Source organism: Streptomyces filipinensis (assembly GCF_014649495.1).
Lineage (GTDB): Bacteria > Actinomycetota > Actinomycetes > Streptomycetales > Streptomycetaceae > Streptomyces > Streptomyces filipinensis.
Genome location: NZ_BMTD01000002.1, coordinates 100,371 through 123,166, shown reverse-complemented (window position 1 = coordinate 123,166; position 22,796 = coordinate 100,371). Strand labels below are relative to the sequence as shown.

20 protein-coding genes and 1 riboswitch are annotated in these 22,796 nt (G+C 70.9%); of the genes, 12 read left to right on the top strand and 8 right to left on the bottom strand.

Going from position 1 to position 22,796, the window contains the following annotated elements; genetic code table 11:
- Positions 1 to 8: 8 nt before the first annotated feature.
- Positions 9 to 1,325: a 3-phosphoshikimate 1-carboxyvinyltransferase gene (gene aroA / locus IE244_RS05605; RefSeq protein ID WP_191871524.1), complete on the bottom strand. Its 1,317-nt coding sequence runs from the start codon at positions 1,323 to 1,325 to the stop codon at positions 9 to 11.
- A 142-nt stretch (positions 1,326 to 1,467) separates the two neighbouring features.
- Positions 1,468 to 2,235, bottom strand: a complete 768-nt coding sequence (locus IE244_RS05600; RefSeq protein ID WP_191871523.1) for a M50 family metallopeptidase — start codon at positions 2,233 to 2,235, stop codon at positions 1,468 to 1,470.
- Between the two features lie 70 nt (positions 2,236 to 2,305).
- On the opposite strand from IE244_RS05600, the gene IE244_RS05595 reads away from it, so the two are divergent.
- The 10 genes from IE244_RS05595 to IE244_RS05550 all read left to right on the top strand — a co-directional run bounded on the left by IE244_RS05595 (position 2,306) and on the right by IE244_RS05550 (position 12,309).
- Positions 2,306 to 3,160 (top strand): SOS response-associated peptidase, encoded by an 855-nt coding sequence (locus IE244_RS05595; RefSeq protein ID WP_191871522.1) that lies wholly within the window; start codon positions 2,306 to 2,308, stop codon positions 3,158 to 3,160.
- A gap of 1 nt (position 3,161) precedes the next feature.
- Positions 3,162 to 3,788, top strand: coding sequence for an alpha/beta hydrolase family protein (locus IE244_RS05590; RefSeq protein ID WP_191871521.1), 627 nt, complete (start codon positions 3,162 to 3,164; stop codon positions 3,786 to 3,788).
- Positions 3,789 to 4,044: 256 nt separating this feature from the next.
- Positions 4,045 to 4,740, top strand: a complete 696-nt coding sequence (gene sigR / locus IE244_RS05585; RefSeq protein WP_031163380.1) for an RNA polymerase sigma factor SigR — start codon at positions 4,045 to 4,047, stop codon at positions 4,738 to 4,740.
- On the top strand, positions 4,737 to 5,039 hold the full coding sequence (rsrA, locus tag IE244_RS05580; protein ID WP_191871520.1) for a mycothiol system anti-sigma-R factor: 303 nt from the start codon (positions 4,737 to 4,739) through the stop codon (positions 5,037 to 5,039). The genes sigR and rsrA overlap by 4 nt, the downstream gene beginning before the upstream one ends.
- Before the next feature lie 118 nt (positions 5,040 to 5,157).
- Positions 5,158 to 6,468, top strand: a complete 1,311-nt coding sequence (locus IE244_RS05575; RefSeq protein WP_191871519.1) for an HD-GYP domain-containing protein — start codon at positions 5,158 to 5,160, stop codon at positions 6,466 to 6,468.
- Entirely contained in the window at positions 6,465 to 7,757 is a 1,293-nt protein-coding gene (locus IE244_RS05570) for an HD-GYP domain-containing protein (protein ID WP_191871518.1), read from the top strand. Before IE244_RS05575 ends, IE244_RS05570 begins: the two co-directional genes overlap by 4 nt.
- A 100-nt stretch (positions 7,758 to 7,857) precedes the next feature.
- Positions 7,858 to 8,838 (top strand): hypothetical protein, encoded by a 981-nt coding sequence (locus tag IE244_RS05565; RefSeq protein WP_191871517.1) that lies wholly within the window; start codon positions 7,858 to 7,860, stop codon positions 8,836 to 8,838.
- Positions 8,839 to 8,911: 73 nt separating this feature from the next.
- Complete coding sequence (def, locus tag IE244_RS05560) at positions 8,912 to 9,562, top strand: peptide deformylase (RefSeq protein WP_191871516.1); 651 nt, start codon at positions 8,912 to 8,914, stop codon at positions 9,560 to 9,562.
- A gap of 294 nt (positions 9,563 to 9,856) precedes the next feature.
- Positions 9,857 to 10,942, top strand: coding sequence for an epi-isozizaene synthase (gene cyc1, locus IE244_RS05555; RefSeq protein WP_191871515.1), 1,086 nt, complete (start codon positions 9,857 to 9,859; stop codon positions 10,940 to 10,942).
- Complete coding sequence (locus IE244_RS05550) at positions 10,939 to 12,309, top strand: bifunctional albaflavenone monooxygenase/terpene synthase (protein WP_191871514.1); 1,371 nt, start codon at positions 10,939 to 10,941, stop codon at positions 12,307 to 12,309. The genes cyc1 and IE244_RS05550 overlap by 4 nt, the downstream gene beginning before the upstream one ends.
- A gap of 91 nt (positions 12,310 to 12,400) precedes the next feature.
- Here IE244_RS05550 and IE244_RS05545 read toward each other — a convergent pair whose 3' ends face one another.
- From IE244_RS05545 to nagB, 6 genes are all read right to left on the bottom strand, one after another.
- Positions 12,401 to 13,414 (bottom strand): ribonucleotide-diphosphate reductase subunit beta, encoded by a 1,014-nt coding sequence (locus tag IE244_RS05545; protein ID WP_191871513.1) that lies wholly within the window; start codon positions 13,412 to 13,414, stop codon positions 12,401 to 12,403.
- Entirely contained in the window at positions 13,414 to 15,777 is a 2,364-nt protein-coding gene (locus IE244_RS05540; RefSeq protein ID WP_191871512.1) for a ribonucleoside-diphosphate reductase subunit alpha, read from the bottom strand. Before IE244_RS05540 ends, IE244_RS05545 begins: the two co-directional genes overlap by 1 nt.
- 172 nt (positions 15,778 to 15,949) lie before the next feature.
- A riboswitch (cobalamin riboswitch) is annotated at positions 15,950 to 16,017 on the bottom strand.
- 347 nt (positions 16,018 to 16,364) lie between these two features.
- Positions 16,365 to 17,993, bottom strand: a complete 1,629-nt coding sequence (gene mctP / locus IE244_RS05535; protein WP_191871511.1) for a monocarboxylate uptake permease MctP — start codon at positions 17,991 to 17,993, stop codon at positions 16,365 to 16,367.
- Positions 17,990 to 18,253 carry a DUF3311 domain-containing protein gene (locus IE244_RS05530; RefSeq protein ID WP_031163359.1) on the bottom strand — a complete coding sequence of 88 codons (264 nt, stop codon included), beginning with the start codon at positions 18,251 to 18,253 and terminating at the stop codon, positions 17,990 to 17,992. Before IE244_RS05530 ends, mctP begins: the two co-directional genes overlap by 4 nt.
- A 134-nt stretch (positions 18,254 to 18,387) precedes the next feature.
- The gene (locus IE244_RS05525) at positions 18,388 to 19,152 is read right to left on the bottom strand and encodes a GntR family transcriptional regulator (RefSeq protein WP_191871510.1); all 765 of its coding nucleotides are present in this window, start codon (positions 19,150 to 19,152) and stop codon (positions 18,388 to 18,390) included.
- 165 nt (positions 19,153 to 19,317) lie between these two features.
- Positions 19,318 to 20,103 (bottom strand): glucosamine-6-phosphate deaminase, encoded by a 786-nt coding sequence (nagB, locus tag IE244_RS05520; protein WP_191871509.1) that lies wholly within the window; start codon positions 20,101 to 20,103, stop codon positions 19,318 to 19,320.
- A 169-nt stretch (positions 20,104 to 20,272) separates the two neighbouring features.
- On the opposite strand from nagB, the gene IE244_RS05515 reads away from it, so the two are divergent.
- Together IE244_RS05515 and IE244_RS05510 are read left to right on the top strand one after the other, a co-directional pair.
- On the top strand, positions 20,273 to 20,902 hold the full coding sequence (locus IE244_RS05515) for a TetR/AcrR family transcriptional regulator (RefSeq protein WP_191871508.1): 630 nt from the start codon (positions 20,273 to 20,275) through the stop codon (positions 20,900 to 20,902).
- 316 nt (positions 20,903 to 21,218) lie between these two features.
- Entirely contained in the window at positions 21,219 to 22,694 is a 1,476-nt protein-coding gene (locus IE244_RS05510) for a sensor histidine kinase (RefSeq protein ID WP_078963508.1), read from the top strand.
- Positions 22,695 to 22,796 lie beyond the last annotated feature (102 nt).

Sequence of the window (22,796 nt, the reverse complement as noted above, 5' to 3'; positions counted from 1 at the left end):
GCGTGTCCCTACTGCCCGAGCATCCCGGTCCACAGCTCGGGGAAGTCCGGCAGGGTCTTCGCCGTGGTCGCCACGTTCTCGATCCGCACGCCCTCGACCGCGAGGCCGATGATCGCGCCGGCGGTCGCCATGCGGTGGTCGTCGTAGGTGTGGAAGACGCCGCCGTGCAGCGGGCGCGGGCGGATGTGCAGGCCGTCGGCGGTCTCGGTGACGTCACCGCCGAGCTCGTTGATCTCCTTGGTGAGCGCGGCCAGCCGGTCCGTCTCGTGCAGCCGCAGATGCGCCACGCCGCGCAGGGTGGAGGGGGAGTCCGCGAGGGCCGCGACCGCGGCGATGCCGGGGGTGAGCTCGCCGACGTCACCGAGGTCCACGTCGATCCCGTGGACGGCACCCGAACCGGTGAACACCAGGCCGAACTCGGTGAGTTCGCAGGAACCACCCATCTCGGTGAAGATCTCCCGCAGCCGGTCGCCGGGCTGGGTGGTGCGCTCCGGCCAGTCCGGGATCAGCACCTTGCCGCCCGTGACCAGGGCCGCCGCCAGGAACGGCTGGGCGTTGGACAGGTCCGGCTCGACCGTCAGGTCCCGGCCGAGCAGCGCGCCCGGCGTCACCCGCCACACGTTCGGCTCGCCGCCCGACTCCGGGGTGTCCACCTGGGCGCCGACCGCACGCAGCATGTCGACGGTCATCCGGATGTGCGGCAGGGAGGGCAGCGAGGCACCGGTGTGGCGGACCTCGACGCCCTGGTTGAAGCGCGGGCCGGACAGCAGCAGCGCCGAGACGAACTGGGAGGACGAGGAGGCGTCGACGGAGACCGGGCCGCCGTCCAGGGCACCGCCGCCGTGCACGGTCAGCGGCAGCGCGCCCCGGCCGTCGTCGTCGATCCGGGCGCCGAGCTGCCGCAGCGCGTCGATCACGCCGTGCAGGGGACGCTCGTAGGACCGCGGGTCGCCGTCGAACCGGACGGGGCCGTCGGCCAGCGCGGCGACCGGGGGCAGGAAGCGCATCACCGTGCCGGCGTTGCCCACGTCGACCGTGGCCGGACCGTGCAGGCCCGTCGGCAGCACCCGCCAGGCCTCGCCGGTGCCGTCGGGGCCGACCCCCTCCTCGATCTCCACGCCCATCGCACGCAGCGCGCCCGCCATCAGCAGCGTGTCACGGGAGCGCAGGGGCCGGCGCAGCCAGCCGGGCTCGGAGGCGAGGGCGGCCAGCACCAGCGCGCGGTTGGTGACCGACTTGGACCCGGGCACGTGGACCGTCGCGTCGACGGCTCCGCTCGCGTGCGGGGCGGGCCAGAGGGCGGTGGGTGCGGGGTTCACGGTCATGGGCCCCACTTTAGTGGCTGGGGGCGACCGGAGATCTCGATCAAAAGCGGTGAAACCACGCGAAAACGCAGGCGGGCGGTGTGTCGCACCCGGGCGGAGTCCGCGGCCGGTGCGCCCTCGCGCCCCGCCCCCGTCCTGGCCGTCACACCTCCAGCAGCCAGCGGCCCCCGCCGATCAGCGAGGACAGCGACACCGCGTGGAACAGGAACAGCCACAGCCCCGCCGGTACGTGCGTCAGACGCGACAGCTGGTCCGCGTCCGAGTCCCCCGCTCCGCCCGCCCGGCTCCCGCCACCCGCGAACGACGCTTCGCGCCCCCTCCAGCGCGACCGCTTCAGCTGCAGCTCGAAGGGCGGCCGCACCCCGCCGAACAGCAGGAACCACACCACCGCGTACGCGAACGCCGCCTGCACCTGGGGCCCCGCCAGCCAGGACACCAGCAGGAAGGCGCCGCCGGCCAGCACCACGGTCAGGACGCCGTACGCGTTGCGGATCATCACCAGCATCGCCACCAGCAGTGCCGTCGCCACCCACAGCAGCAGCGTGATGCGGCCCGCGGCCAGCAGGGCGGCGCCGCCCAGGCCCAGCAAGGACGGGGCCGTATAGCCCGCGGCAGCCGTCAGGATCATGCCGAGCCCGTACGGCTTGCCCCGGCTGAGGGTGAGGCCGCTGGTGTCGGAGTGCAGCCGGATGCCGGTGAGCTGCCGGCCGGTGAGCAGCGCGATCAGGCCATGGCCGCCCTCGTGCGCGATCGTGATCGCGTTGCGCGATATGCGCCACAGGCCGTGCGGGACGACGACGGCGAGGGCGGCGGCGAGGGTGGCGAGCACCACCCACAGGTCCGGGTCGGGCTGGGTGCCGGTGAGCCGGTCCCAGAGGTCGGGCAGCGCGAGGGCGGCGAGGCTGTCCATGTCCGGCGATGGCTCCCTGTCGTCGAGGGGTGGTGGTCGGGTGGCGGGTGGGCCTGGCAGTGTGGCACGTATGTGCGGACGGTATGCATCGAGTCGTAGGCCCGAGGATCTCGCAGGAATCTTTGAGATCGAGACCGGGGTCTCCCCAGGGCGGACGGAGTCGGGCCCCGGGGGGAGGGAACCCGAGGAGACCCTGGCGCCGGACTACAACGTGGCTCCGACCAAGGAGGTCTTCGCCGTCCTCGACCGTCCCCTGAAAGACGCGGACTCCCCGCGCCCGGTTCGCCAGCTGCGCACGCTGAGGTGGGGCCTCGTGCCGTCCTGGGCCAAGACGCCCGAGGGCGGTGCCCGGATGATCAACGCCCGCGCCGAGACCGTGCACGAGAAGCCCGCCTACCGCCGCGCCTTCGCCGCCCGGCGCTGCATCATCCCCGCCGACGGCTACTACGAGTGGGTCACCGGCGAGCAGGAGCGCGAGCTGGAGGTCGAGGGCAGGAAGAAGCGTCCGCGCAAGCAGCCGTACTTCGTGCTGCCGGCCGACGGCTCGGTGTTCGCGATGGCCGGGCTGTACGAGTTCTGGCGCGACCGGACCCTGCCCGACGACCACCCGCGGGCCTGGTGGGTCACCTGCTCCGTGATCACCACCGAGGCCGAGAAGACCCCGCTGGCCGTCGCCCCCGCCCAGGGCCCGCGCTCCCTGGCCGACATCCACCCCCGGATGCCGCTGATGCTCACCCCCGACCGCTGGGACGCCTGGCTCGACCCCTCCCGCACCGACCCCGACGACCTGCGCGCCCTCCTGGCCCCGCCGCCGCCCGGGCTCATGCGCGCCTACCCCGTCTCCACGGCCGTCAGCAACGTCCGCAACAACGGCCCCGAGCTGCTGAAGGAGCTGGAGGCGCCGGAAGAGGGCACACTCTTCTAGCGTGATCGAAACTGTCGAGACCGAGGCCGGGACCGCGCGCCTCACCTGGCACCGGGCGGACAAGCCCCGGTTCGTCCTCGCCGCGAGCCACGGCGCCGGAGGCGGCATCGAGGCGCGGGACCTCCAGGCGCTCGCGCGCACGCTCCCCGCGCACGGTGTGACCGTCGCGCTGGTCGAGCAGCCCTGGCGGGTGGCCGGGAAGAAGGTCGCGCCGGCGCCGAAGACGCTGGACACCGGATGGCGCGGGGTGTGGCCGGCGCTCGCCGGGCCGGGGCTGCCGGTGATCTCCGCCGGCCGCAGCGCGGGCGCCCGGGTCGCCTGCCGTACGGCGTCGGAGCTCGGCGCGCACGCCGTGCTCGCGTTGAGCTTCCCGCTGCACCCGCCGGGCAAGCCGGAGAAGTCCCGGGCCGGGGAGCTGCTCGGAGCCGGAGTGCCCACGCTGGTCGTGCAGGGCGGCAACGACCCGTTCGGGAAGCCGGCGGAGTTCCCCGGGGGCGACTTCGAGCTGACCGAGGTGCCGTACGGGGATCACGGCTTCGCCGTGCCCAAGCGTGCGGAGATCACCCAGGACCGGGCCCTTGAGATCATCACCGAGGCCGTGGCGCGGTGGCTCACGGCACTCGGGTGACGGGCGGGAATGCCCCGCGCCGGAGCGCTGTTGTGGCGGACAGAAGTGCTGAGGCCTTGGCACCGACGTCGTGGGAGAGGAAGTCCGCCGCATGGGTTCGACCGTATGCCCGAGCCGTGAGCGCCGCGCTGACCTGGACTGGACGGTGCTGCACGCGGCCAAGACCGCTCCTATTCGAGGGGCGGCAGGCACGGGTCGTGTTCTATCCTCCGAATCGAGTGGGACCGGTCTCGGTCCTGCCCGGGATCTTGAGGAGGTGGGTCCGGTCACCGGTACCGACGCAGGGACCGACAACGGCCAGGCGGAGCAGCCCGAGGGCCAGGGCGTGAGCGCGGAGACGAACTCCGAGTCCACCGCCGAGCGCAGTGCGCGCTTCGAGCGGGACGCGCTCGAATTCCTCGACCAGATGTACTCGGCCGCGCTGCGCATGACGCGCAACCCGGCCGACGCCGAGGACCTGGTGCAGGAGACCTACGCCAAGGCGTACGCGTCCTTCCACCAGTTCCGCGAGGGCACCAACCTGAAGGCCTGGCTGTACCGGATCCTCACCAACACCTTCATCAACTCCTACCGCAAGAAGCAGCGTGAGCCGCAGCGCTCCGCCGCGGAGGAGATCGAGGACTGGCAGCTCGCCCGCGCCGAGTCGCACATGTCGACGGGTCTGCGTTCCGCCGAGTCGCAGGCGCTCGACCACCTGCCCGACTCGGACGTGAAGGAAGCGCTGCAGGCGATCCCCGAGGAGTTCCGCATCGCCGTCTATCTGGCGGACGTCGAGGGCTTTGCGTACAAGGAGATCGCGGACATCATGGGGACACCCATCGGTACGGTGATGTCCCGGCTGCACCGGGGCCGCCGGCAACTGCGCGGCATGCTGGAGGACTACGCGCGTGAGCGCGGACTGGTCCCGGCGGGCGCCGGAGAGTCGAACGAAGCGAAAGGTTCGGGCTCATGAGCTGCGGAGACCCGCACGAGACGGACTGCAGTGAGGTCCTCGACCATCTGTATGAGTTCCTCGACAGCGAGATGCCGGACGTCGATCGCGACAAGTTCCAGCACCACTTCGAGGAATGCTCGCCGTGCCTGGAGAAGTACGGCCTGGAGCAGGCCGTGAAGAAGCTGGTCAAGCGGTGCTGCGGCCATGACGACGTGCCCGCCGACCTGCGCGCCAAGGTCATGGGGCGGATCGACCTGATCCGCTCCGGTCAGGCCGTGCCGGACCACGACGTGACCGCCACGCCGCAGGAGAGCTGACCACGCCCGTCGGCGCGGCCGTCACCCGAATGTGCTAATCCTCAGGTCATAAGCCCCGTACCCCCCGATCCCCGCCCTAGGCTCCGAGCCTGGACAGGCATGGTCGGGGAGGGGTGCGATGGAGGCGGTACCGGCGAGGGCACGCGGCTATGTGGCCGGTGCGGCCCTGCTGGCGCTGCTCTGCCTCCTGCCGCTGCCGGCGCTGCACACCCCCTGGTGGGCGCTCGGCCTGCTGGCCGCGCTCTACGCCGCCAGCGAGTACGTCGTACGCCGGCGTTTCGGCGGCACCTTCCACCCCGTCCTGCTCGCCGGGGCGTTCCTGCTGCCGCCGCCGGCCGCCGCGCTCGTCCCGCTGCCCGCCGCCCTGGTCTCCCCGGTCGAGCACCGGCCCGCGCTGCCGCGGCGCCTGTGGCGGGCCGCGCAGCCCGCGCTCGCCGTGTGGGCCGCCGCCCGGGTGCACTGGGCGCTCGGCGGACGGGACGCCGTCGTCGGCTGCGACTTCCCGTACGCGCTGCTGCCCGCCGGTGCGGCCGTCCTCGCGTTCTGCCTGGTCCTCAGCCTGCTCGACGGCGGCCTGCGCGTGGTCGCCCTGGGTGTTCCGCTGCGCCGGGCCTGGCGCGGGCTGCTGTCCCGTTCGCTCGCGCCGGTCGCGGTGCACGGACTGGCCGGGCTGATGATGGCCGTGCTGTGGCGCAGCCCGTACGGCCCGGTCGCCGCGCTGCTCGTGCTGCTGCCGATGTACGTGTCCTGGTGGATCTTCGCCCAGTACCACCGCGAACGCGCTGCCCACCAGGCCACCATCCGCGCCCTCGTGCAGGCCGTCGACATCAAGGACGGCTACACCCGCGGCCACAGCGAACGCGTCGGACAGGCCTCCGTGATGATCGCCCGGGAGCTCGGCATGGACGACGAACGCGTCGAGACCCTGCGCTTCGCCGGCATCCTGCACGACGTCGGCAAGCTCGGCGTCCCCACCCGGCTGCTGCGCAAGGACGGCCCCCTGACCCCCGAGGAACGCCGGATCATCGAACTGCACCCCGAGTACGGCCATGAGATGGTCCGCGGGATCTCCTTCCTCGGCGAGGCCCGCGCCGCGATCCTGCACCACCACGAACGCCTCGACGGCAGCGGCTACCCGTACGGCCTGGTCGGCACCCAGATCCCCGAGTGCGCCCGGGTCGTCGCCGTCGCCGACGCCTTCGACGCGATGACCTCCACCCGTTCCTACCGCAGGGCCCGGCCGGTCGAGGTGGCCGTCGCCGAACTGGAGCGGTGCGCGGGCACCCAGTTCGACCCCCGTATGGTCACCGCGCTCGCCCGGGCCCTCGACCGGCACGGCTGGCACCCGGCCGTCACGGCCGACGAGACGGCGCGGGCGGCCCCGACCCAGCAGCCGGTCGCCGGCTCGCGCAGTGGGGCACCGCGATGACCGCCCTGCGGATCGTGCACACCTGCGCCGCGCTCACCGCCGCCGTGTGCCTCGGTGCCAGCCTGTGGACCGGCCTGGCCGACCGGGGCGTGGCGCTCGCCTTCGGGGTGCTCATAGCCGTCGGGGAGCTGACCCGGTGGAGCGGGGCCCCGGTCCGGCAGGCCGCGCCGCTGGGCACCGCCGGATCCCTGTCGTACGCCCTGCTCGGACCCGACGCGGGACACCCCACGCTGCACGACGCGCCGCAGGTCGTCACCGTCGTCCTCGCCGCCTCCCTGCTCGGCGGCGTCCCGCACATCTGGTGCGGCCGCACCCCGACCCTCGACCACCTCGCCCGCCGCGTCCTGAGCGTCGGATTCGCCGCCGTCTGCTTCCAGCCCCTCTCCAACAAGGGCGTGTTCGCGTCCTGGAGCGGCCCCGCCTACGCGCTGCTGCTCGTCGCCCTCCTCGTCCTCACCGCCCTGTGCGACGCCGTCCTCGCCGCGGCGCTCGCCCACTCCCGCACCCGCTGGCCCTTCGGCCCGCTGCTGCGCGACGAGCTGCGCGGGCTGCTCGGCATCGGCTCCGCCGTCTGCGCGACCGGGGCGGTGATGGCGCTCGCGGTGGCCGTCGTCGGCCTGTGGGCGCTGCCCGTGTTCTGTCTGCCCCTGCTGCTCACCCAGCTGTCCGTGCGCCGGTACGCGGCGGTCCGCGCCACCAACCGGCAGACCATCGCCTCCCTCGCCCGCGCCACCGAGATCGCCGGATACACCCCCGCCGGGCACGCCCGGCGTGTCGCCGCGCTCGGTCTCGCCGTCGGCCGGGACCTGGGCCTGAGCGAGGGCGAGCTGACCGTCCTGGAGTACGCGGCCCTCATGCACGACATCGGCCAGCTCAGCCTGGTCGACCCGGTCCCGGCCGGTGCCACCGCCGGCCTGCCCCCCGCCGAGCAGCGGCGGATCGCGCTGCTCGGCGGGGCCGTCGTACGGCAGACCGGTGTGGCCGCGGCCGTCGCCGTGATGGTGGAACGGCAGGCGGACCCCTACCGCGAACAGCCGGTCGCCGCGCGTGTCATCCGGGCCGTGAACGCCTACGAGGAGAAGACCCGGGACGCCGGCCCCGAGGCAGCCCTGCGGGCGCTGGAGGACCTGCGGCTCGGGACCGCCGGTGACTACGCGCCCGAGGTCGTGGAGTCCCTCGCCCGGGTCCTCGCCCGGCCGCGGGCCTGGGGGGAGGGCGCCCCGGCCAAGGGCGACGGGAGACGCACGGCACTGTCTGACCCCGCGCCCGGCTGGGTAACCCATGGGTAATGAGCGCCTTTCCCGCCGTACGTGGTTGGATGCGAGGGAGAGGGTGTCCGGGGGCACAAGCCAGCCCACTGTGCGGAACTGGAACTGGCAGGCGGGAATCGTGAGGATCTTCGGCAAGGGACGGCACCGGCCCTCCGCCTCCTGGCGGCAGGCCACCGACCGCGCGTTCACGCTGATCGGCGACGGACGGTACGAGGACGCGGGCGAGCTGCTGACACGGGCCGCCGATCTGGAGCCCTGGCTGTCGGAGTCCTGGTTCAACCTCGCCCTGCTGCACAAGTTCCGGCACGACTGGGAGCAGGCCCGGGCGGCCGGGCTCCGGGCCGTCGCGCTGCTCGACCGGGAGACCGGGGCGCCCGACTGGTGGAACGTGGGCATCGCCGCCACCGCCCTGCAGGACTGGCCGCTGGCCCGCCGCGCCTGGCAGGCGTACGGGCTGAAGGTGCCCGGGGGCGCCGCCGCCTCCGCCGAGCCCCTCGGCATGGAACTGGGCAGCGCGGCCGTACGGCTCTCCCCGGAGGGTGAGGCCGAGGTCGTGTGGGGCCGCAGGCTGGACCCGGCGCGGCTGGAGGTGCTGTCCATCCCGCTTCCCTCGTCCGGGCGGCGCTGGGGCGAGGTGGTGCTGCACGACGGTGTCCCGCACGGTGAGCGCACGACGTCCGCCGGGCACTCCTACCCGGTCTTCGACGAGATCGAGCTCTGGGCGCCCTCACCCGTTCCGACCTGGGTGGTCCTGCTGGAGGCGGCCACCGAGGCGGACCGGGACGCGCTGGAGCAGCTGGCCGCCGACGCGGGCTTCGCCGCGGAGGACTGGTCCTCCTCGGTACGGCTGCTGTGCCGGATGTGCAGCGAGTCGCGTATGCCGTCCGACGAGGGGGAGGGTGTGCACCTGGATCCGCATGACCACAGCGAGCCGGGGCATCCGGGGCCGCTGGGGCATCGCACCGACGGGCAGCTCTGGGTGCCCGAGCGGGAGTGCGGGGTGGCCGCGCCGGCCTCGCTGGTGAGAGGGCTGCTGGACGGGTGGGTTGCGGACAGCCCTGACTCCAGGGACTGGCGGGATCTCGAAGAGGTTTGCTGAGCCGACGGTGACCGGCCGCCTTTAGGCTGTACCCGAGACTTTTCACAGGTTTGCAGGAAGGCGTACGTCGGTCATGGCGCAGCAGGACACCGATCAGCAGCACGCGGGCGTGCTCCCCGTCGACGACGAGGGCTACGTCGTCGACACGGAGGACTGCGAGGAGCGCGAGAAGGCCTGGCGGGAGCGCGGGACCTCGCGCCCGATCACGGTCGTCGGCAACCCGGTGCTGCACAAGGAGTGCGAGGACGTCACCGAGTTCGGCGAGGAGCTGCAGCAGCTGGTGGCCGACATGTTCGCCAGTCAGCGCACCGCCGAGGGCGTGGGCCTGGCCGCCAACCAGATCGGTGTCGGCCTGAAGGTCTTCGTCTACGACTGCCAGGACGACGAGGGCGCCCGGCACGTGGGTGTGGTGTGCAACCCGAAGCTGGTCGACCTGCCCGCCGACCGGCGCCGGCTGGACGACAGCAACGAGGGCTGCCTGTCCGTACCGACGGCGTACGCGCCGCTCGCGCGCCCCGACTACGCCGAGGTCACCGGCCAGGACGAGCAGGGCAACCCGATCAGGGTGCGCGGCACCGGTTACTTCGCACGCTGTTTGCAGCACGAGACCGACCACCTCTACGGCTACCTGTACATCGACCGGCTGTCCAAGCGGGACCGCAAGGACGCGCTGCGGCAGATGGCCGAGAACGAGCCACGTTACCCGGTGGTCGCCAACGACTAGGCGACACTGGTGAGTTGGGGCGCCCGGCCGGGATCACTCCCGGTCGGGCGCCCTGCGTATGTCCCCGCCTCGCTCATCCGTGCGTCGTACAACCGATCCCTTCTGCCCTTGTTGTGATCCTTGATCGGTCACACAAGGTGGGATTCTCGGCAAGCTTGGGGTAGTGAGTGAAGCAAATCCGTTCCCATGGCGGTCAGTTGTGGTGCTGAATGTAAGTGCGGGGATACGCAACGGCGCACGCCCGGCACAACCGGAGAGGGATGTGCGCTCCTGGCGGCTGAGAGGGGTTTGTTCGTGCAAGCTTTCCCACACAGCACCACAGCGACACCGACGGCGGTCGTCGTACCACCCTCACTGGCACTCCCGGTGATCGAGTCCGACTTTCCCCGGCAGCTGCATCCGTATTGGCCGCAGCTCCAGCACACAACACGGCTCTGGCTGCTGGAAAAACGGCTCATGCCGGCGGACAAGGTGCAGGAATATGCCGACGGACTGTGCTACACGGACCTCATGGCGGGCTACTACCTGGGCGCACCCGAGGAGGTCATGCAGGCCATCGCCGACTACAGCGCGTGGTTCTTCGTCTGGGACGACCACCACGACCGCTACATCGTGCACGGCCGGGCGGGCGACTGGCGGCGGCTGAGGTACCGCCTGCACGCGGCCCTCGACGCACCCCGGCACCATCTGCACCACCCGGACCCGCTGGTCGCCGGATTCGCGGACAGCGTGCTGCGGCTGTTCCGCTTCCTGTCGCGCACCTGGAACCAGCGGTTCGCCCGGCATTTCCACGCGGTGATCGAGGCCTACGACCGTGAGTTCCGCAACCGCACCGAGGGATACATACCCGGGGTCGAGGAATACCTCGCCCTGCGCCGGCTCACCTTCGCGCACTGGATATGGACGGACCTGCTGGAGCCGACCGCCGGGTGTGAACTCCCGGACCCGGTACGGAAAACCCCCGCCTATCGCCGGGCCGCGCTGCTCAGCCAGGAATTCGCCGCCTGGTACAACGACCTGTGCTCACTGCCGAAGGAAATAGCGGGCGACGAGGTCCACAATCTCGGAATCAGTCTCATCACCCATGAGGGGCTGACTCTCGAAGACGCGGTGGACGAAGTCAGGCGGCGGGTCGAGAAATGCGTCACGGAATTCCTCGCGGCCGAGCGGGACGCCCTGCGGTTCGCCGACGACCTCGCCGACGGAACGGTCCGCGGAAAGGAACTCAGCGCCGCGGTCCGCGCCTGCGTCGCCAACATGCGCAACTGGTTCAGCTCCGCCTACTGGTTCCACCACGAGTCCGGCCGGTACCGGGTCGACACCTGGGACGACCGGTCCACGCCCCCGTACGTCACCAACGAAGCGGCAGGTGAGTCATGACCGTCGAGTCCGTGCGGCCCCTGGCCTCGAAGGCCACCGAACTGCGTGAACCTCCCCTGGCCGGTGGCGCCGTGCCGGGCCTCGGGCACGGCCTGAAACTGGTCCGCGACCCGCTCGCCTTCATGTCCCGGCTCCGCGACCACGGCGACGTCGTACGCCTCAAGCTCGGCCCCAAGACGGTGTACGCCGTCACCACGCCGGAGCTGACCGGCGCGCTCGCGCTCAGCACCGACTTCAAGATCGACGGACCCCTGTGGGAGTCCCTCGAAGGCCTGCTCGGCAAGGAGGGCGTGGCCACCGCCAACGGCCCCCGCCACCGCCGTCAGCGCCGCACCATCCAGCCCGCGTTCCGGCTGGACGCCATCCCGGACTACGGGCCCGTCATGGAGGAGGAGGCGCACGCCCTGACCGAGCGCTGGCGGCCCGGCGAGACCATCGACTGCACCTCCGAGTCCTTCCGCGTGGCCGTGCGCATCGCCGCCCGCTGCCTGCTGCGCGGCGAGTACATGGACGAGCGCGCCGAGCGGCTGAGCGTCGACCTCGCCAGCGTCTTCCGGGGTATGTACCGCCGGATGGTCATCCCGCTCGGACCGCTGTACCGGCTGCCGTTCCCGGCCAACCGCGAATTCAACCGGGCGCTGGCCGATTTGCATCTGCTGGTCGACGAGATCGTCGCCGAGCGGAGGGCATCTGGTCAAAAGCCGGACGATTTGCTGACGGCATTGCTGGAGGCAAAGGACGACAATGGCGACCCCATCGGGGAACAGGAGATCCACGACCAGGTCGTCGCGATACTCACCCCCGGCAGTGAAACGGTGGCGTCCACGATCATGTGGCTGCTGCAGGTTCTCGCGGAACACCCGGAACACGCCGAGAAGGTACGGACCGAGGTCGAATCCGTGACCGGCGGTCGACCGGTCGGATTCGAGCACGTGCGCGCGCTCACGCACACCAACAATGTCGTCGTCGAGGCCATGCGGCTCAGGCCTGCCGTATGGATATTGACCCGGCGCGCGGTGACCGACACCTCGCTCGGCGGCTATCGCATTCCGGCGGGGGCGGACATCGTCTACAGCCCGTACGCGATCCAGCGCGACGCCCGCTCCTACGACCGCCACCTCGACTTCGACCCCGACCGATGGCTGCCGGAGCGGGCCGGGGAGGTGCCGAAGTACGCCATGAGCCCGTTCAGCGTGGGCAACCGCAAGTGCCCCAGCGACCACTTCTCCATGACCCAGCTGAGCCTGATCACCGCCGCGGTCTCGGCGAAGTACCGCTTCGAGCAGGTCGCGGGGTCGAACGACAGCACCCGCGTGGGCATCACCCTGCGTCCGCACGAGCTGCTGCTGAGGCCGATGCCTTGGTAGAACCTGGTACCGGCGCGCGCCCAGGCGGCTTCAGGGCCCCCAAGCGCGCGCCGGTAGGCGTTCGGCACGGTGCGTGAACCGCGAAGGAGGATCAGAAGTCCTCGTCCAGGTCGACCGTGCCCTCCACCGCGACCTGGTAAGCCGACGGGCGGCGCTCGAAGAAGTTCGTCAGCTCCTGGACGCCCTGCAGCTCCATGAAGGAGAAGGGATTCTCCGAGCCGTACACCGGGGCGAAGCCGAGGCGGGCCAGACGCTGGTCGGCGACGCACTCCAGGTACTGCCGCATCGACTCGGTGTTCATGCCCGGAAGGCCGTCACCGCACAGGTCGCGGGCGAACTGCAGCTCGGCCTCGACGGCCTCCTTCAGCATGTCGGTGACCTGCTGCTGGAGCGCGTCGTCGAACAGCTCCGGCTCCTCCTTGCGCACGGTGTCCACCACGTCGAAGGCGAAGGACATGTGCATCGTCTCGTCGCGGAACACCCAGTTGGTGCCGGTGGCGAGGCCGTGCAGCAGGCCCCGGCTGCGGAACCAGTAGACGTACGCGAAGGCGCCGTAGAAGAACAGACCCTCGATGCACGCGGCGAAGCAGATGAGGTTGAGCAGGAAGCGCCGGCGGTCGGCCTTCGTCTCCAGGCGGTCGATCCGCTCCACCGAGTCCATCCACTTGAAGCAGAACTCGGCCTTCTCGCGGATGGAGGGGATGTTCTCGACGGCCGCGAACGCCGCCGCCCGGTCCTCCGGGTCGGGCAGGTAGGTGTCCAGCAGGGTCAGATAGAACTGGACGTGCACGGCCTCCTCGAAGAGCTGACGCGACAGGTACAGGCGCGCCTCCGGGGAGTTGATGTGCTTGTACAGCGTCAGGACCAGGTTGTTCGCGACGATCGAGTCGCCCGTCGCGAAGAAGGCCACCAGCCGGCCGATCAGGTGCTGCTCGGCCGGGGTCAGCTTCGCGAGGTCGGCGACGTCCGAGTGGAGGTCGACCTCCTCCACGGTCCAGGTGTTCTTGATGGCGTCCCGGTAGCGCTCGTAGAAGTCGGGGTAGCGCATCGGGCGCAGGGTGAGTTCGAAGCCCGGGTCGAGCAGGTTGGTGTTACGGCTGGACATTACTGGCAGGCCTCGCAGGACTCGGGGTTTTCCAGGGAGCAGGCGACCGCGTCGGGCTCGGTGACCTGCTGGACGGGGAGGGTCTTCTGGGTCTGCGCCTGGGCGGCGCGGGCGATGCGCGTCGCGGGCCGCGAACGCAGGTAGTACGTCGTCTTCAGGCCGGACTTCCAGGCGTAGGCGTACATCGAGGAGAGCTTGCCGATGGTCGGCGTCTCCAGGAACAGGTTGAGCGACTGCGCCTGGTCGAGGAACGGTGTCCGCGCCGCCGCCATGTCGATCAGGCCGCGCTGCGGGATCTCCCACGCCGTGCGGTACAGGGCCCGTACGTCGGCCGGGATCCAGGCGAAGTCCTGCACCGATCCGTTGGACTCGCGCAGCGCCTCACGGGTCCGCGCGTCCCAGACGCCCAGCTCCTTCAGATCCCGCACCAGGTACGAGTTGACCTGCAGGAACTCGCCGGACAGCGTCTCGCGCTTGAACAGGTTGGAGACCTGCGGCTCGATGCACTCGTAGACGCCCGCGATGGAGGCGATGGTGGCGGTCGGCGCGATCGCGAGCAGCAGCGAGTTACGCAGGCCGACGGACGCGATCCGCTCCCGCAGGGCAGCCCAGCGCTCGGGCCACACGCGTGCGACGTCGTAGTGGTCGGGGTGCAGGACGCCCTGGGCGGTACGGGTCTTCTCCCAGGCCGGCAGCGGGCCGCTCCGCTCGGCGAGGTCGGCGGAGGCCTCGTACGCGGCGAGCATGATGCGCTCGGCGATCCGCGTGGACAGGGCCTTGGCCTCCGGGGAGTCGAAGGGCAGACGCAGCTTGAAGAACACGTCCTGCAGGCCCATGACACCGAGGCCGACGGGCCGCCACTTGGCGTTCGACCGGCCCGCCTGCTCGGTCGGGTAGAAGTTGATGTCGACCACGCGGTCGAGGAAGGTGACGGCCGTGCGGACCGTCTCGTCGAGACGCTCCCAGTCGATGTCCCCGCCGCTCACGAAGGCGCCGAGGTTGACCGAACCCAGGTTGCAGACCGCCGTCTCGCCGTCGTCGGTGACCTCCAGGATCTCCGTGCAGAGGTTCGAGGAGTGGACGACGTGGCCGGGCAGGGCCGTCTGGTTGGCGGTGCGGTTGGCCGCGTCCTTGAAGGTCATCCAGCCGTTGCCGGTCTGCGCGAGGGTGCGCATCATCCGGCCGTACAGCTCACGGGCCGGCAGCGTCTTCCTCGCCAGTCCCGCCTGCTCGGCCTTGCGGTAGGCGGCGTCGAACTCCTCGCCCCACAGGTCCACCAGCTCCGGCACGTCCGCCGGGGAGAACAGCGACCACTGCTCGTCGGCGTTGACCCGGCGCATGAACTCGTCCGGGATCCAGTGCGCGAGGTTCAGGTTGTGGGTACGGCGTGCGTCCTCACCGGTGTTGTCCCGCAGCTCCAGGAACTCCTCGATGTCGGAGTGCCAGGTCTCCAGGTACACGGCCGCGGCGCCCTTGCGCCGGCCGCCCTGGTTCACGGCGGCCACGGAGGCGTCCAGGGTCTTCAGGAACGGCACGATGCCGTTGGAGTGCCCGTTGGTGCCGCGGATCAGCGAACCGCGGCTGCGGATCCGGGAGTACGACAGGCCGATGCCGCCGGCGTGCTTGGAGAGCCGGGCGACCTGGTGGTAGCGGTCGTAGATGGAGTCCAGCTCGTCCAGCGGCGAGTCGAGGAGGTAGCAGGACGACATCTGCGGGTGCCGGGTGCCGGAGTTGAAGAGCGTGGGGGAGGACGGCAGGTAGTCGAGGCGGCTCATGAGCCCGTAGAGCGCGGCGACCTCGTCGAGGGAGCGGACGGTGTCGTCCTCGGCGAGGCCGCTCGCGACCCGCAGCATGAAGTGCTGGGGCGTCTCGATGACCTTGCGGGTGATGGGGTGCCGGAGGAGGTACCGGCTGTGCAGCGTGCGCAGGCCGAAGTAGCCGAAGCGGTCGTCCGCGTCCGTGTCGACCAGCGCGTCCAGCCGCTCGGCGTGCAGCCGTGCGAACGCGGCGGTCCGGTCGGCGATGAGCCCCTCGCGGTGCCCCACGGCCACGGACCCGGTGAAGGACGTCACGCCCTGCGAGGCGGCCTCGGCCCGGATGGAGAGGGTCAGCAGCCGGGCGGCCAGCCGGGAGTAGGCGGGGTCCTCGGAGATGAGCCCGGCGGCGGCCTCCGTGGCCAGCTCGCGCAACTCCGCCTCGTCAGCGCGCGCCGACCGGCCGCGCAGCGCGGCGGCGGCGACCCGGCCGGGGTCGGCGTCGGGCAGGTCGGCGGTCAGCTCGGTCAGGGTCCGCAGCAGCGCGGTACCGGGACCGTCGGTCTCCAGGCCGCTGGCTGAAGCCGGATCTGCTGGCGCGATGGTCACGTGGGGCTCTCCCTCGCTCGGCACGGGGGCCTTGCGGAGGGCAGGGGGCAGCCACGAGCGCACAGGGCGTCGCGTCCACCGGCCCACTCCACGAGGCCCGGACGTCTCAGGGCACCCGGACCGGACGGCCGGGCGCGCTGTCGGCAGGTCCTCGGACTGACTCCTGTGCACGGGGTTTCCGGAACGGACATGCACAAGTACACCGTTGCGGGACAGTTCCGGATTCGCACCGGATTCCCCTGCGGCGACAGCGAGGATGAGCATACATCTAGTGTCGGGCTGTCGCGTCACCCCCAGATGTTGTGTCTGTTGTGTGGTGCGGTGGCTTCGGAGCGTCAACTCGTGGTGACGCCGCGGCGGCCGGGTTGCGGGGCCTGCGCCGCAAGACACCCGCCTGGGTCGGCATGCGGGTCAGGGACCTGGACCGTTTCCGGGACGAGATGGCCGGACGCACCCGGGACCAGTGCCCCGCCAGGCGACGTTCGCCCCCTCGCGACGCCCGGCACGCACCGGCGTCCGGCGGGAACGGCGACGGGCCGCCGGGGCCCTGCCCCGGCGGCCCGCTCGGGCCGGCGTGCTCGTCGCTGCTAGTGGCCCGCTCCGGCCGTCGCCGGCGGCAGTTCCACCTGCACGCCGGGGTCGCCCGCGTCCGCCGTGTAGTCCTCCGGGCTGGTCTCGTCGACGCCCTCGGGGGCCTTGACGGCCTTGAGGACGAAGGTGAGGACCACGGCCACGGCGACGTTGAGGACGAACGCCGTGAGGCCGATGTAGCCGATCTCGCCGATGCCCGGAATCTCCTTGGCCGAGCCGCCGAAGTGCTTCTGCGTCGGCGAGGCCACCCCGTACGCGGCGACCGTGCCGTACACCATGCCGACCGCCCAGCCGGCCAGCAGGGCCCAGCGGTGGAACCAGCGCGTGAACAGGCCGCCGACCAGGGCCGGGAAGGTCTGCAGGATCCAGATGCCGCCCAGCAGCTGGAAGTTGATCGCGACCGTCTTGTCCATGGTGAGGACGAAGACCAGGGCGCCGACCTTCACCAGCAGCGACACGAACTTCGAGACCTGCGCCTCCTGCTTCGGCGTCGCGTCCGGCTTGATGAAGTCCTTGTAGATGTTGCGGGTGAAGAGGTTCGCCGCCGCGATGGACATGATGGCGGCCGGCACCAGCGCGCCGATGCCGATCGCCGCGAAGGCCACCCCCGCGAACCAGTCCGGGAACATGTCCTCGAACAGCTGCGGGATCGCCAACTGGCCGTTGGTGACCTTCACTCCGGCCGCGATCGCCATGAAGCCCAGCAGGGCCAGCAGCCCGAGCATGAGGGAGTACAGCGGCAGGATCGTGGTGTTGCGGCGGATCACCTCACGGCTCCTGGAGGAGAGGGTCGCGGTGATCGAGTGCGGGTACATGAACAGCGCGAGCGCCGAGCCCAGGGCGAGCGTGGCGTACGTCCACTGGCCCGCCTCCGGCGGCGCGAGCGCGCCGCGCGGCTTGCCCGTCGCCGGGTTGACCTGGCTGAGCGCGTGGCCCGCCTTGGCGAAGACGTCGTCGAAGCCGCCGAGCTTGATCGGGATGTAGATGATCGCCACCGCGATGACGATGTAGATCAGCGTGTCCTTGACGAACGCGATCAGGGCGGGCGCGCGCAGACCGGAGGAGTAGGTGTACGCCGCCAGCACACCGAAGGCGATCAGCAGCGGCAGGTCCTTCACGAACCAGTTGGTGTTGTCCCCGCCGCCGACGCCCATCACGTCCAGCACCGCCTGGATGCCGACGAGCTGCAGCGCGATGTACGGCATCGTCGCCAGGATGCCGGTCAGCGCCACCGCCAGCGACAGCCCCTTCGAGCCGAACCGGCCCCGCACGAAGTCCGAGGTCGTGACGTACCCGTGGCGGTGCGAGACCGACCACAGGCGCGGCAGGAAGGTGAAGATCAGCGGATAGACCAGGATCGTGTACGGCACCGCGAAGAAGCCGGACGCGCCCGCCGCGTAGACCGCCGCCGGCACGGCGACGAAGGTGTACGCCGTGTACAGGTCGCCGCCGAGCAGGAACCAGGTGACCCAGGTGCCGAACGACCGTCCGCCCAGGCCCCATTCGTCCAGGGAGTGCTCGTTCTCGGCCCTGCGCCACCGTGCGGCGAGGAAGCCCATGACCGTGACGGCCAGGAAGAAGAAGATGAAGACGCCGAGCGCGACGCCGTTGACACCGTTCTTCACTTGGTCTCACCGCCCTTCCGGGAGGCGCGGCCACGCTGGTCGCGCTGCCACAGCTGGTACGCGGTCACGGTGAGTGCGGTGGAGATCAGCACCCAGAGCATCTGGTACCAGTAGAAGAACGGGATCCCGATGAAGGCCGGGTCCGCCTTGGCGTACGAGCCGACCCACAGCATCGCCACGAAGGGCGCGACGAGGCACAGAGCGATGATCACCCGGGCCGGGGTGACGACCGGTGGTCTCACTTCAGGTGTTTCGGACATGCCACGGCTCTCCGTCCCCTCGCTGATCACCTGTGTAATGCGCAGGCAATCTAGGTGACGGTGTCGCGACAGTGGAAGACCTCGTCCGTATATCGGTATATCGATTCAGCGAAGGTCCACCCGTCCCAAGCGCCTTACTCCGTGGGTCGCTTGAGTCTCGCGACGAACTTGTAGCGGTCCCCCCGGTACACCGACCGCACCCACTCCACGGGCTTGCCCTCGCGGTCCAGGGAGTGGCGGGAGAGCATCAGCATCGGCAGGCCCACGTCGGTGCCGAGCAGGCCCGCCTCGCGCGGAGTGGCCAGCGAGGTCTCGATGGTTTCCTCGGCCTCGGCGAGATGGACGTCGTAGACCTCGGCGAGCGCGGTGTAGAGGGAGGTGTACTTCACGAGCGACCGGCGCAGGGCGGGGAAGCGCTTGGCGCTCAGGTGGGTGGTCTCGATCGCCATCGGCTCGCCGTTGGCCATGCGCAGCCGCTCGATGCGCAGCACGCGCCCGCCGGCGGTGATGTCGAGGAGACCGGCGAGCCGGTCGTCGGCGGTGATGTAGCCGATGTCCAGCAGCTGGGAGGTCGGCTCCAGGCCCTGGGCGCGCATGTCCTCGGTGTAGGAGGTGAGCTGGAGGGCCTGGGAGACCTTGGGCTTGGCGACGAAGGTGCCCTTGCCCTGGATGCGCTCCAGCCGGCCCTCCACGACCAGCTCCTGCAGGGCCTGGCGGACGGTGGTGCGGGAGGTGTCGAACTCGGCGGCCAGCGTGCGCTCGGGCGGTACCGGGGTGCCCGGGGCCTGCGTCTCCGTCATGTCGAGCAGGTGCTTCTTCAAGCGGTAGTACTTGGGCACGCGCGCCGTACGGCCGGTCGTGCCGGCCTCGTTCTCCGCACTGCTGACGTCGGTGCTCATGCTCTGCCTTCCCGGCTCCGGATGCCGAAAGCGACCGACTGGCATCGGCCACGGGTCACATCGTGGCACGGCTTCGTGTGCCAGGAGTCCACCCGCACCCTCCGTGATCTCCTCTGTATACCGTCGCACCTGTTGTTGGTCTAGTCCAACGGGCGGCTCCCTGGGCTAGATCCCTTGCCAGTCCGGCTTGTTGGCGTAGGTGTGCCGGAAGTAGTCCGCCAGCTTCAGCTTGGACGCGGCGGCCTCGTCGACGACCACCGTGGCGTGCGGGTGGAGCTGGAGCGCGGAGGCCGGGCACACGGCCGCGACCGGCCCCTCGACGGTCGCGGCGACCGCGTCCGCCTTGCCCTCGCCGGTCGCCAGCAGCACCAGGTGCCGGGCCTCCAGGATGGTGCCGATGCCCTGGGTGATGACGTGGTGCGGGACCTGCTCGATGTCCCCGTCGAAGAAGCGGGCGTTGTCGACGCGGGTCTGCTCGGTCAGTGTCTTGATCCGGGTGCGCGAGGCGAGCGAGGAGCACGGCTCGTTGAACCCGATGTGCCCGTCGGTGCCGATCCCGAGCAGCTGCAGGTCCACCCCGCCGGCCTCGGTGAGTGCCCGGTCGTAGGCCTCGCAGGCCGCCTGGACGTCCGGGGCGGTGCCGTCGGGCCCGAGGAACGCGTCCATGCCGATGCCCAGCGGCTCCAGCACCTCGCGGCGCAGCACCGAGCGGTAGGACTCGGGGTGCTCGGCGGGCAGCCCCACGTATTCGTCGAGCTGGGCTATGCGCGCCCGTGAGGTGTCGACGGCGCCGGAGCGCACCTTCGTGGTCAGCGCCTGGTAGACGGGCAGCGGGGTGGAGCCGGTGGCCACGCCGAGCAGGGCGTCGGGCTTGCGTCGCAGCAGCTGGGCCATGGCCTCGGCGATCAGCTCGCCGCCCGCCGCGGCGTCCGGAACGATGACAACTTCCACGCTGGGCCTGCCGTTCTGAAGTGGGCTCGTGCGTCTCTATGTGGTTTAGACCAATCTAACAGAATCGCCCTGCGCCGGCCCTCCCTTCTGAGTTATCTATCGGTCGTTACATAAAAATCCTACGACACGACGGGGACATTTCTCTAGGGTGCGCTATAAAATACGCTCCATGGTGGGACGCGGACAGGTGGAAGAGCAGGTCAAGGCGCCGAAGGGGCGAGGTCGGCCGCGCTCCTTCGATCGGGCCACCGCGCTGGAGAAGGCGCTCATGGCCTTCTGGGAGCACGGCTACGAGGCCACCTCGGTCTCCGACCTCACCCGGATCATGGGCATCGGCGCCCCGAGCCTGTACGCGGCCTTCGGTGACAAGCGGACCCTGTTCGAGGAGGTCGTCCGGGTCTACGCCGACACCCACGGAGCCTTCGTCGGCCGCGCCCTCGCCGAGGAGCCCACCGCCCGCGCCGCCGTCGAGCGCACGCTGCGCGAGGCCGCCGTCGCGTACACCGACCCCGCGCACCCGTACGGCTGCCTGGTCGTGCACGCCGCCACCAACTGCACCAGCCCCGAGATCGAGGAGCTGCTGCGCGAGCGGCGCAACCGGAACATCGCCGCCCTCGCCTCCCGGATCAGGGCGGACGTCGCGGCCGGGCGGCTCCCGGCCGGCACCGATGCCACGACCCTCGCCCGGCACACCGGCGCGATGATCCAGGGCATGTCCCAGCAGGCCCGCGACGGAGCGAGCCGCGAGGAACTGGAAGCGCTCGCGGAAATTGCCACGGCCATCTGGCCCCGCGACTGACCGAGGCGGGCTAGGCTGCGTGGCATCGGGTGCCATCAGTCGTGCATGCCGACAAGGCCGTGGACACATCCTTGTGGTCTAGTCCACAATCCAAGTGAACAAGCCTCCGTCTTCCCCGCACAGGAAGGCGGATCGAGGAACCGGCGCTCTCTGCCCTGACTGCCCCGGCTCCTCGACCTTCGGCCGACCGGGACCGCACACCCCACGGCCGATGATGCTCCGGGCTGCGGTGCCGGGAGGGTTGAGGGTCCCTTCCAGGCGCCGCGGCCCGCGGGTGTTTTCCGGCCACCCCCGGCCCGCGGGTACGCTCGCAGACGTGCCCTCCATGAACGAACTGGTCCGCCAGCACACCGCCCTCGACGACTCCGACCTTGAGTGGCTCCATCTGCTGGTCTCGGAGTGGCAGCTGCTCTCCGACCTCTCCTTCGCCGATCTGGTCCTGTGGGTCCCCACCCGCGACGGCACGCGGTATGTCTCGGTCGCCCAGATGCGCCCCAACACCGGCCCCACCTCCTACCACGACGACATGGTCGGCCACCTCGTCCCGCGCGGCCGCCGGCCCATGCTGGACGCGGCGCTGGACGAGGGCCGGATCGTGCGCGAGGGCGACCCGGAGTGGCGTGAAGAGGTCCCCGTACGCGTCGAGTCCATCCCGGTGCGACGTGAGGGCCGCGTCCTCGGCGTGATCGCCCGCAACACCAATCTGCTGACCGTCCGCACCCCGAGCCGGCTGGAGCTGACCTACCTCCAGAGCGCCTCCGACCTCGCCCAGATGATCGCGGCCGGCTCCTTCCCCTTCCCCGACCAGCAGGTCGACATGGACGCCTCGCCGCGCGTCGGCGACGGCCTGATCCGCCTCGACGCGGACGGCATCGTCCAGTACGCCTCTCCGAACGCCCTCTCCGCCTACCACCGCCTCGGTCTCGCCGCCGACCTGGTCGGCCAGCACCTGGGCCAGACCACCGCCGAACTCGCCCCGACCCGGGGGCCGGTGGACGAGGCGCTCGCCAAGGTGGCCAGCGGCTGGGCGCCGCGGGAGTTCGAGATCGAGGCCCATGACGGCGTGATCCAGTTCCGGGCGATCCCGCTCAAGCCCAAGGGCACCCGCATCGGTTCCCTGGTGCTGTGCCGGGACGTCACCGAACTGCGGCGGCGCGAACGGGAGTTGATCACCAAGGACGCGACCATCCGGGAGATCCACCACCGGGTGAAGAACAACCTCCAGACGGTCGCCGCGCTGCTGCGGCTGCAGGCCCGGCGCATCGAGTCCGAGCGCGGCCGGGAGGCCCTGGAGGAGGCCGTCCGGCGTGTCGGCTCGATCGCGATCGTGCATGAGACGCTGTCCCAGAACCTGGACGAGCGTGTGGAGTTCGACGACATCGCCGACCGTGTGCTGGCCATGGTCGCCGAGATCTCGCCGGGCAAGGTGACCGGCCGGCGCAGCGGACGCTTCGGGATACTCGACGCCGAGGTCGCCACCCCGCTGTCGATGGTCCTCACCGAGATCCTGCAGAACGCCCTGGAGCACGGATTCCGTGAGGGCGACACCGGCACGGTCGAGGTGTCGGCGGTTCGCGGCGGTACGACCAAGGAGGCCCGCCTCCTCGTCACGGTCCAGGACGACGGGGTCGGGCTGCCCGAGGACTTCGACCCGCACCGCTCGGGCAACCTCGGCCTGCAGATCGTCCGCACCCTGGTGGAGGGCGAGTTGGGCGGCTCCTTCGACATGGTCCCGGCGCCGGGCCGGGGGACCAGGGTGATCCTCGACATTCCCGTGCGGGCGCAGAAGTGACCCAACTGCCGCACAGCGGCGGCCGTTTGCCCTGTGGAGGGTGGGCACGGTGCGGGCACAGCAAAAAGCCCCGGACCGTCATTGGTCCGAGGCTCGTGCTCG

Excerpts from the sequence above, each read along its gene's own strand:
- aroA (WP_191871524.1), bottom strand. The coding sequence starts at position 1,325 with ATGACCGTGAACCCCGCACCCACCGCCCTCTGGCCCGCCCCGCACGCG.
- IE244_RS05600 (WP_191871523.1), bottom strand. The coding sequence starts at position 2,235 with ATGGACAGCCTCGCCGCCCTCGCGCTGCCCGACCTCTGGGACCGGCTC.
- IE244_RS05595 (WP_191871522.1), top strand. The coding sequence starts at position 2,306 with ATGTGCGGACGGTATGCATCGAGTCGTAGGCCCGAGGATCTCGCAGGA.
- rsrA (WP_191871520.1), top strand. The coding sequence starts at position 4,737 with ATGAGCTGCGGAGACCCGCACGAGACGGACTGCAGTGAGGTCCTCGAC.
- IE244_RS05575 (WP_191871519.1), top strand. The coding sequence starts at position 5,158 with ATGGAGGCGGTACCGGCGAGGGCACGCGGCTATGTGGCCGGTGCGGCC.
- IE244_RS05570 (WP_191871518.1), top strand. The coding sequence starts at position 6,465 with ATGACCGCCCTGCGGATCGTGCACACCTGCGCCGCGCTCACCGCCGCC.
- def (WP_191871516.1), top strand. The coding sequence starts at position 8,912 with ATGGCGCAGCAGGACACCGATCAGCAGCACGCGGGCGTGCTCCCCGTC.
- IE244_RS05550 (WP_191871514.1), top strand. The coding sequence starts at position 10,939 with ATGACCGTCGAGTCCGTGCGGCCCCTGGCCTCGAAGGCCACCGAACTG.
- IE244_RS05545 (WP_191871513.1), bottom strand. The coding sequence starts at position 13,414 with ATGTCCAGCCGTAACACCAACCTGCTCGACCCGGGCTTCGAACTCACC.
- IE244_RS05530 (WP_031163359.1), bottom strand. The coding sequence starts at position 18,253 with ATGTCCGAAACACCTGAAGTGAGACCACCGGTCGTCACCCCGGCCCGG.
- IE244_RS05525 (WP_191871510.1), bottom strand. The coding sequence starts at position 19,152 with ATGAGCACCGACGTCAGCAGTGCGGAGAACGAGGCCGGCACGACCGGC.
- IE244_RS05515 (WP_191871508.1), top strand. The coding sequence starts at position 20,273 with ATGGTGGGACGCGGACAGGTGGAAGAGCAGGTCAAGGCGCCGAAGGGG.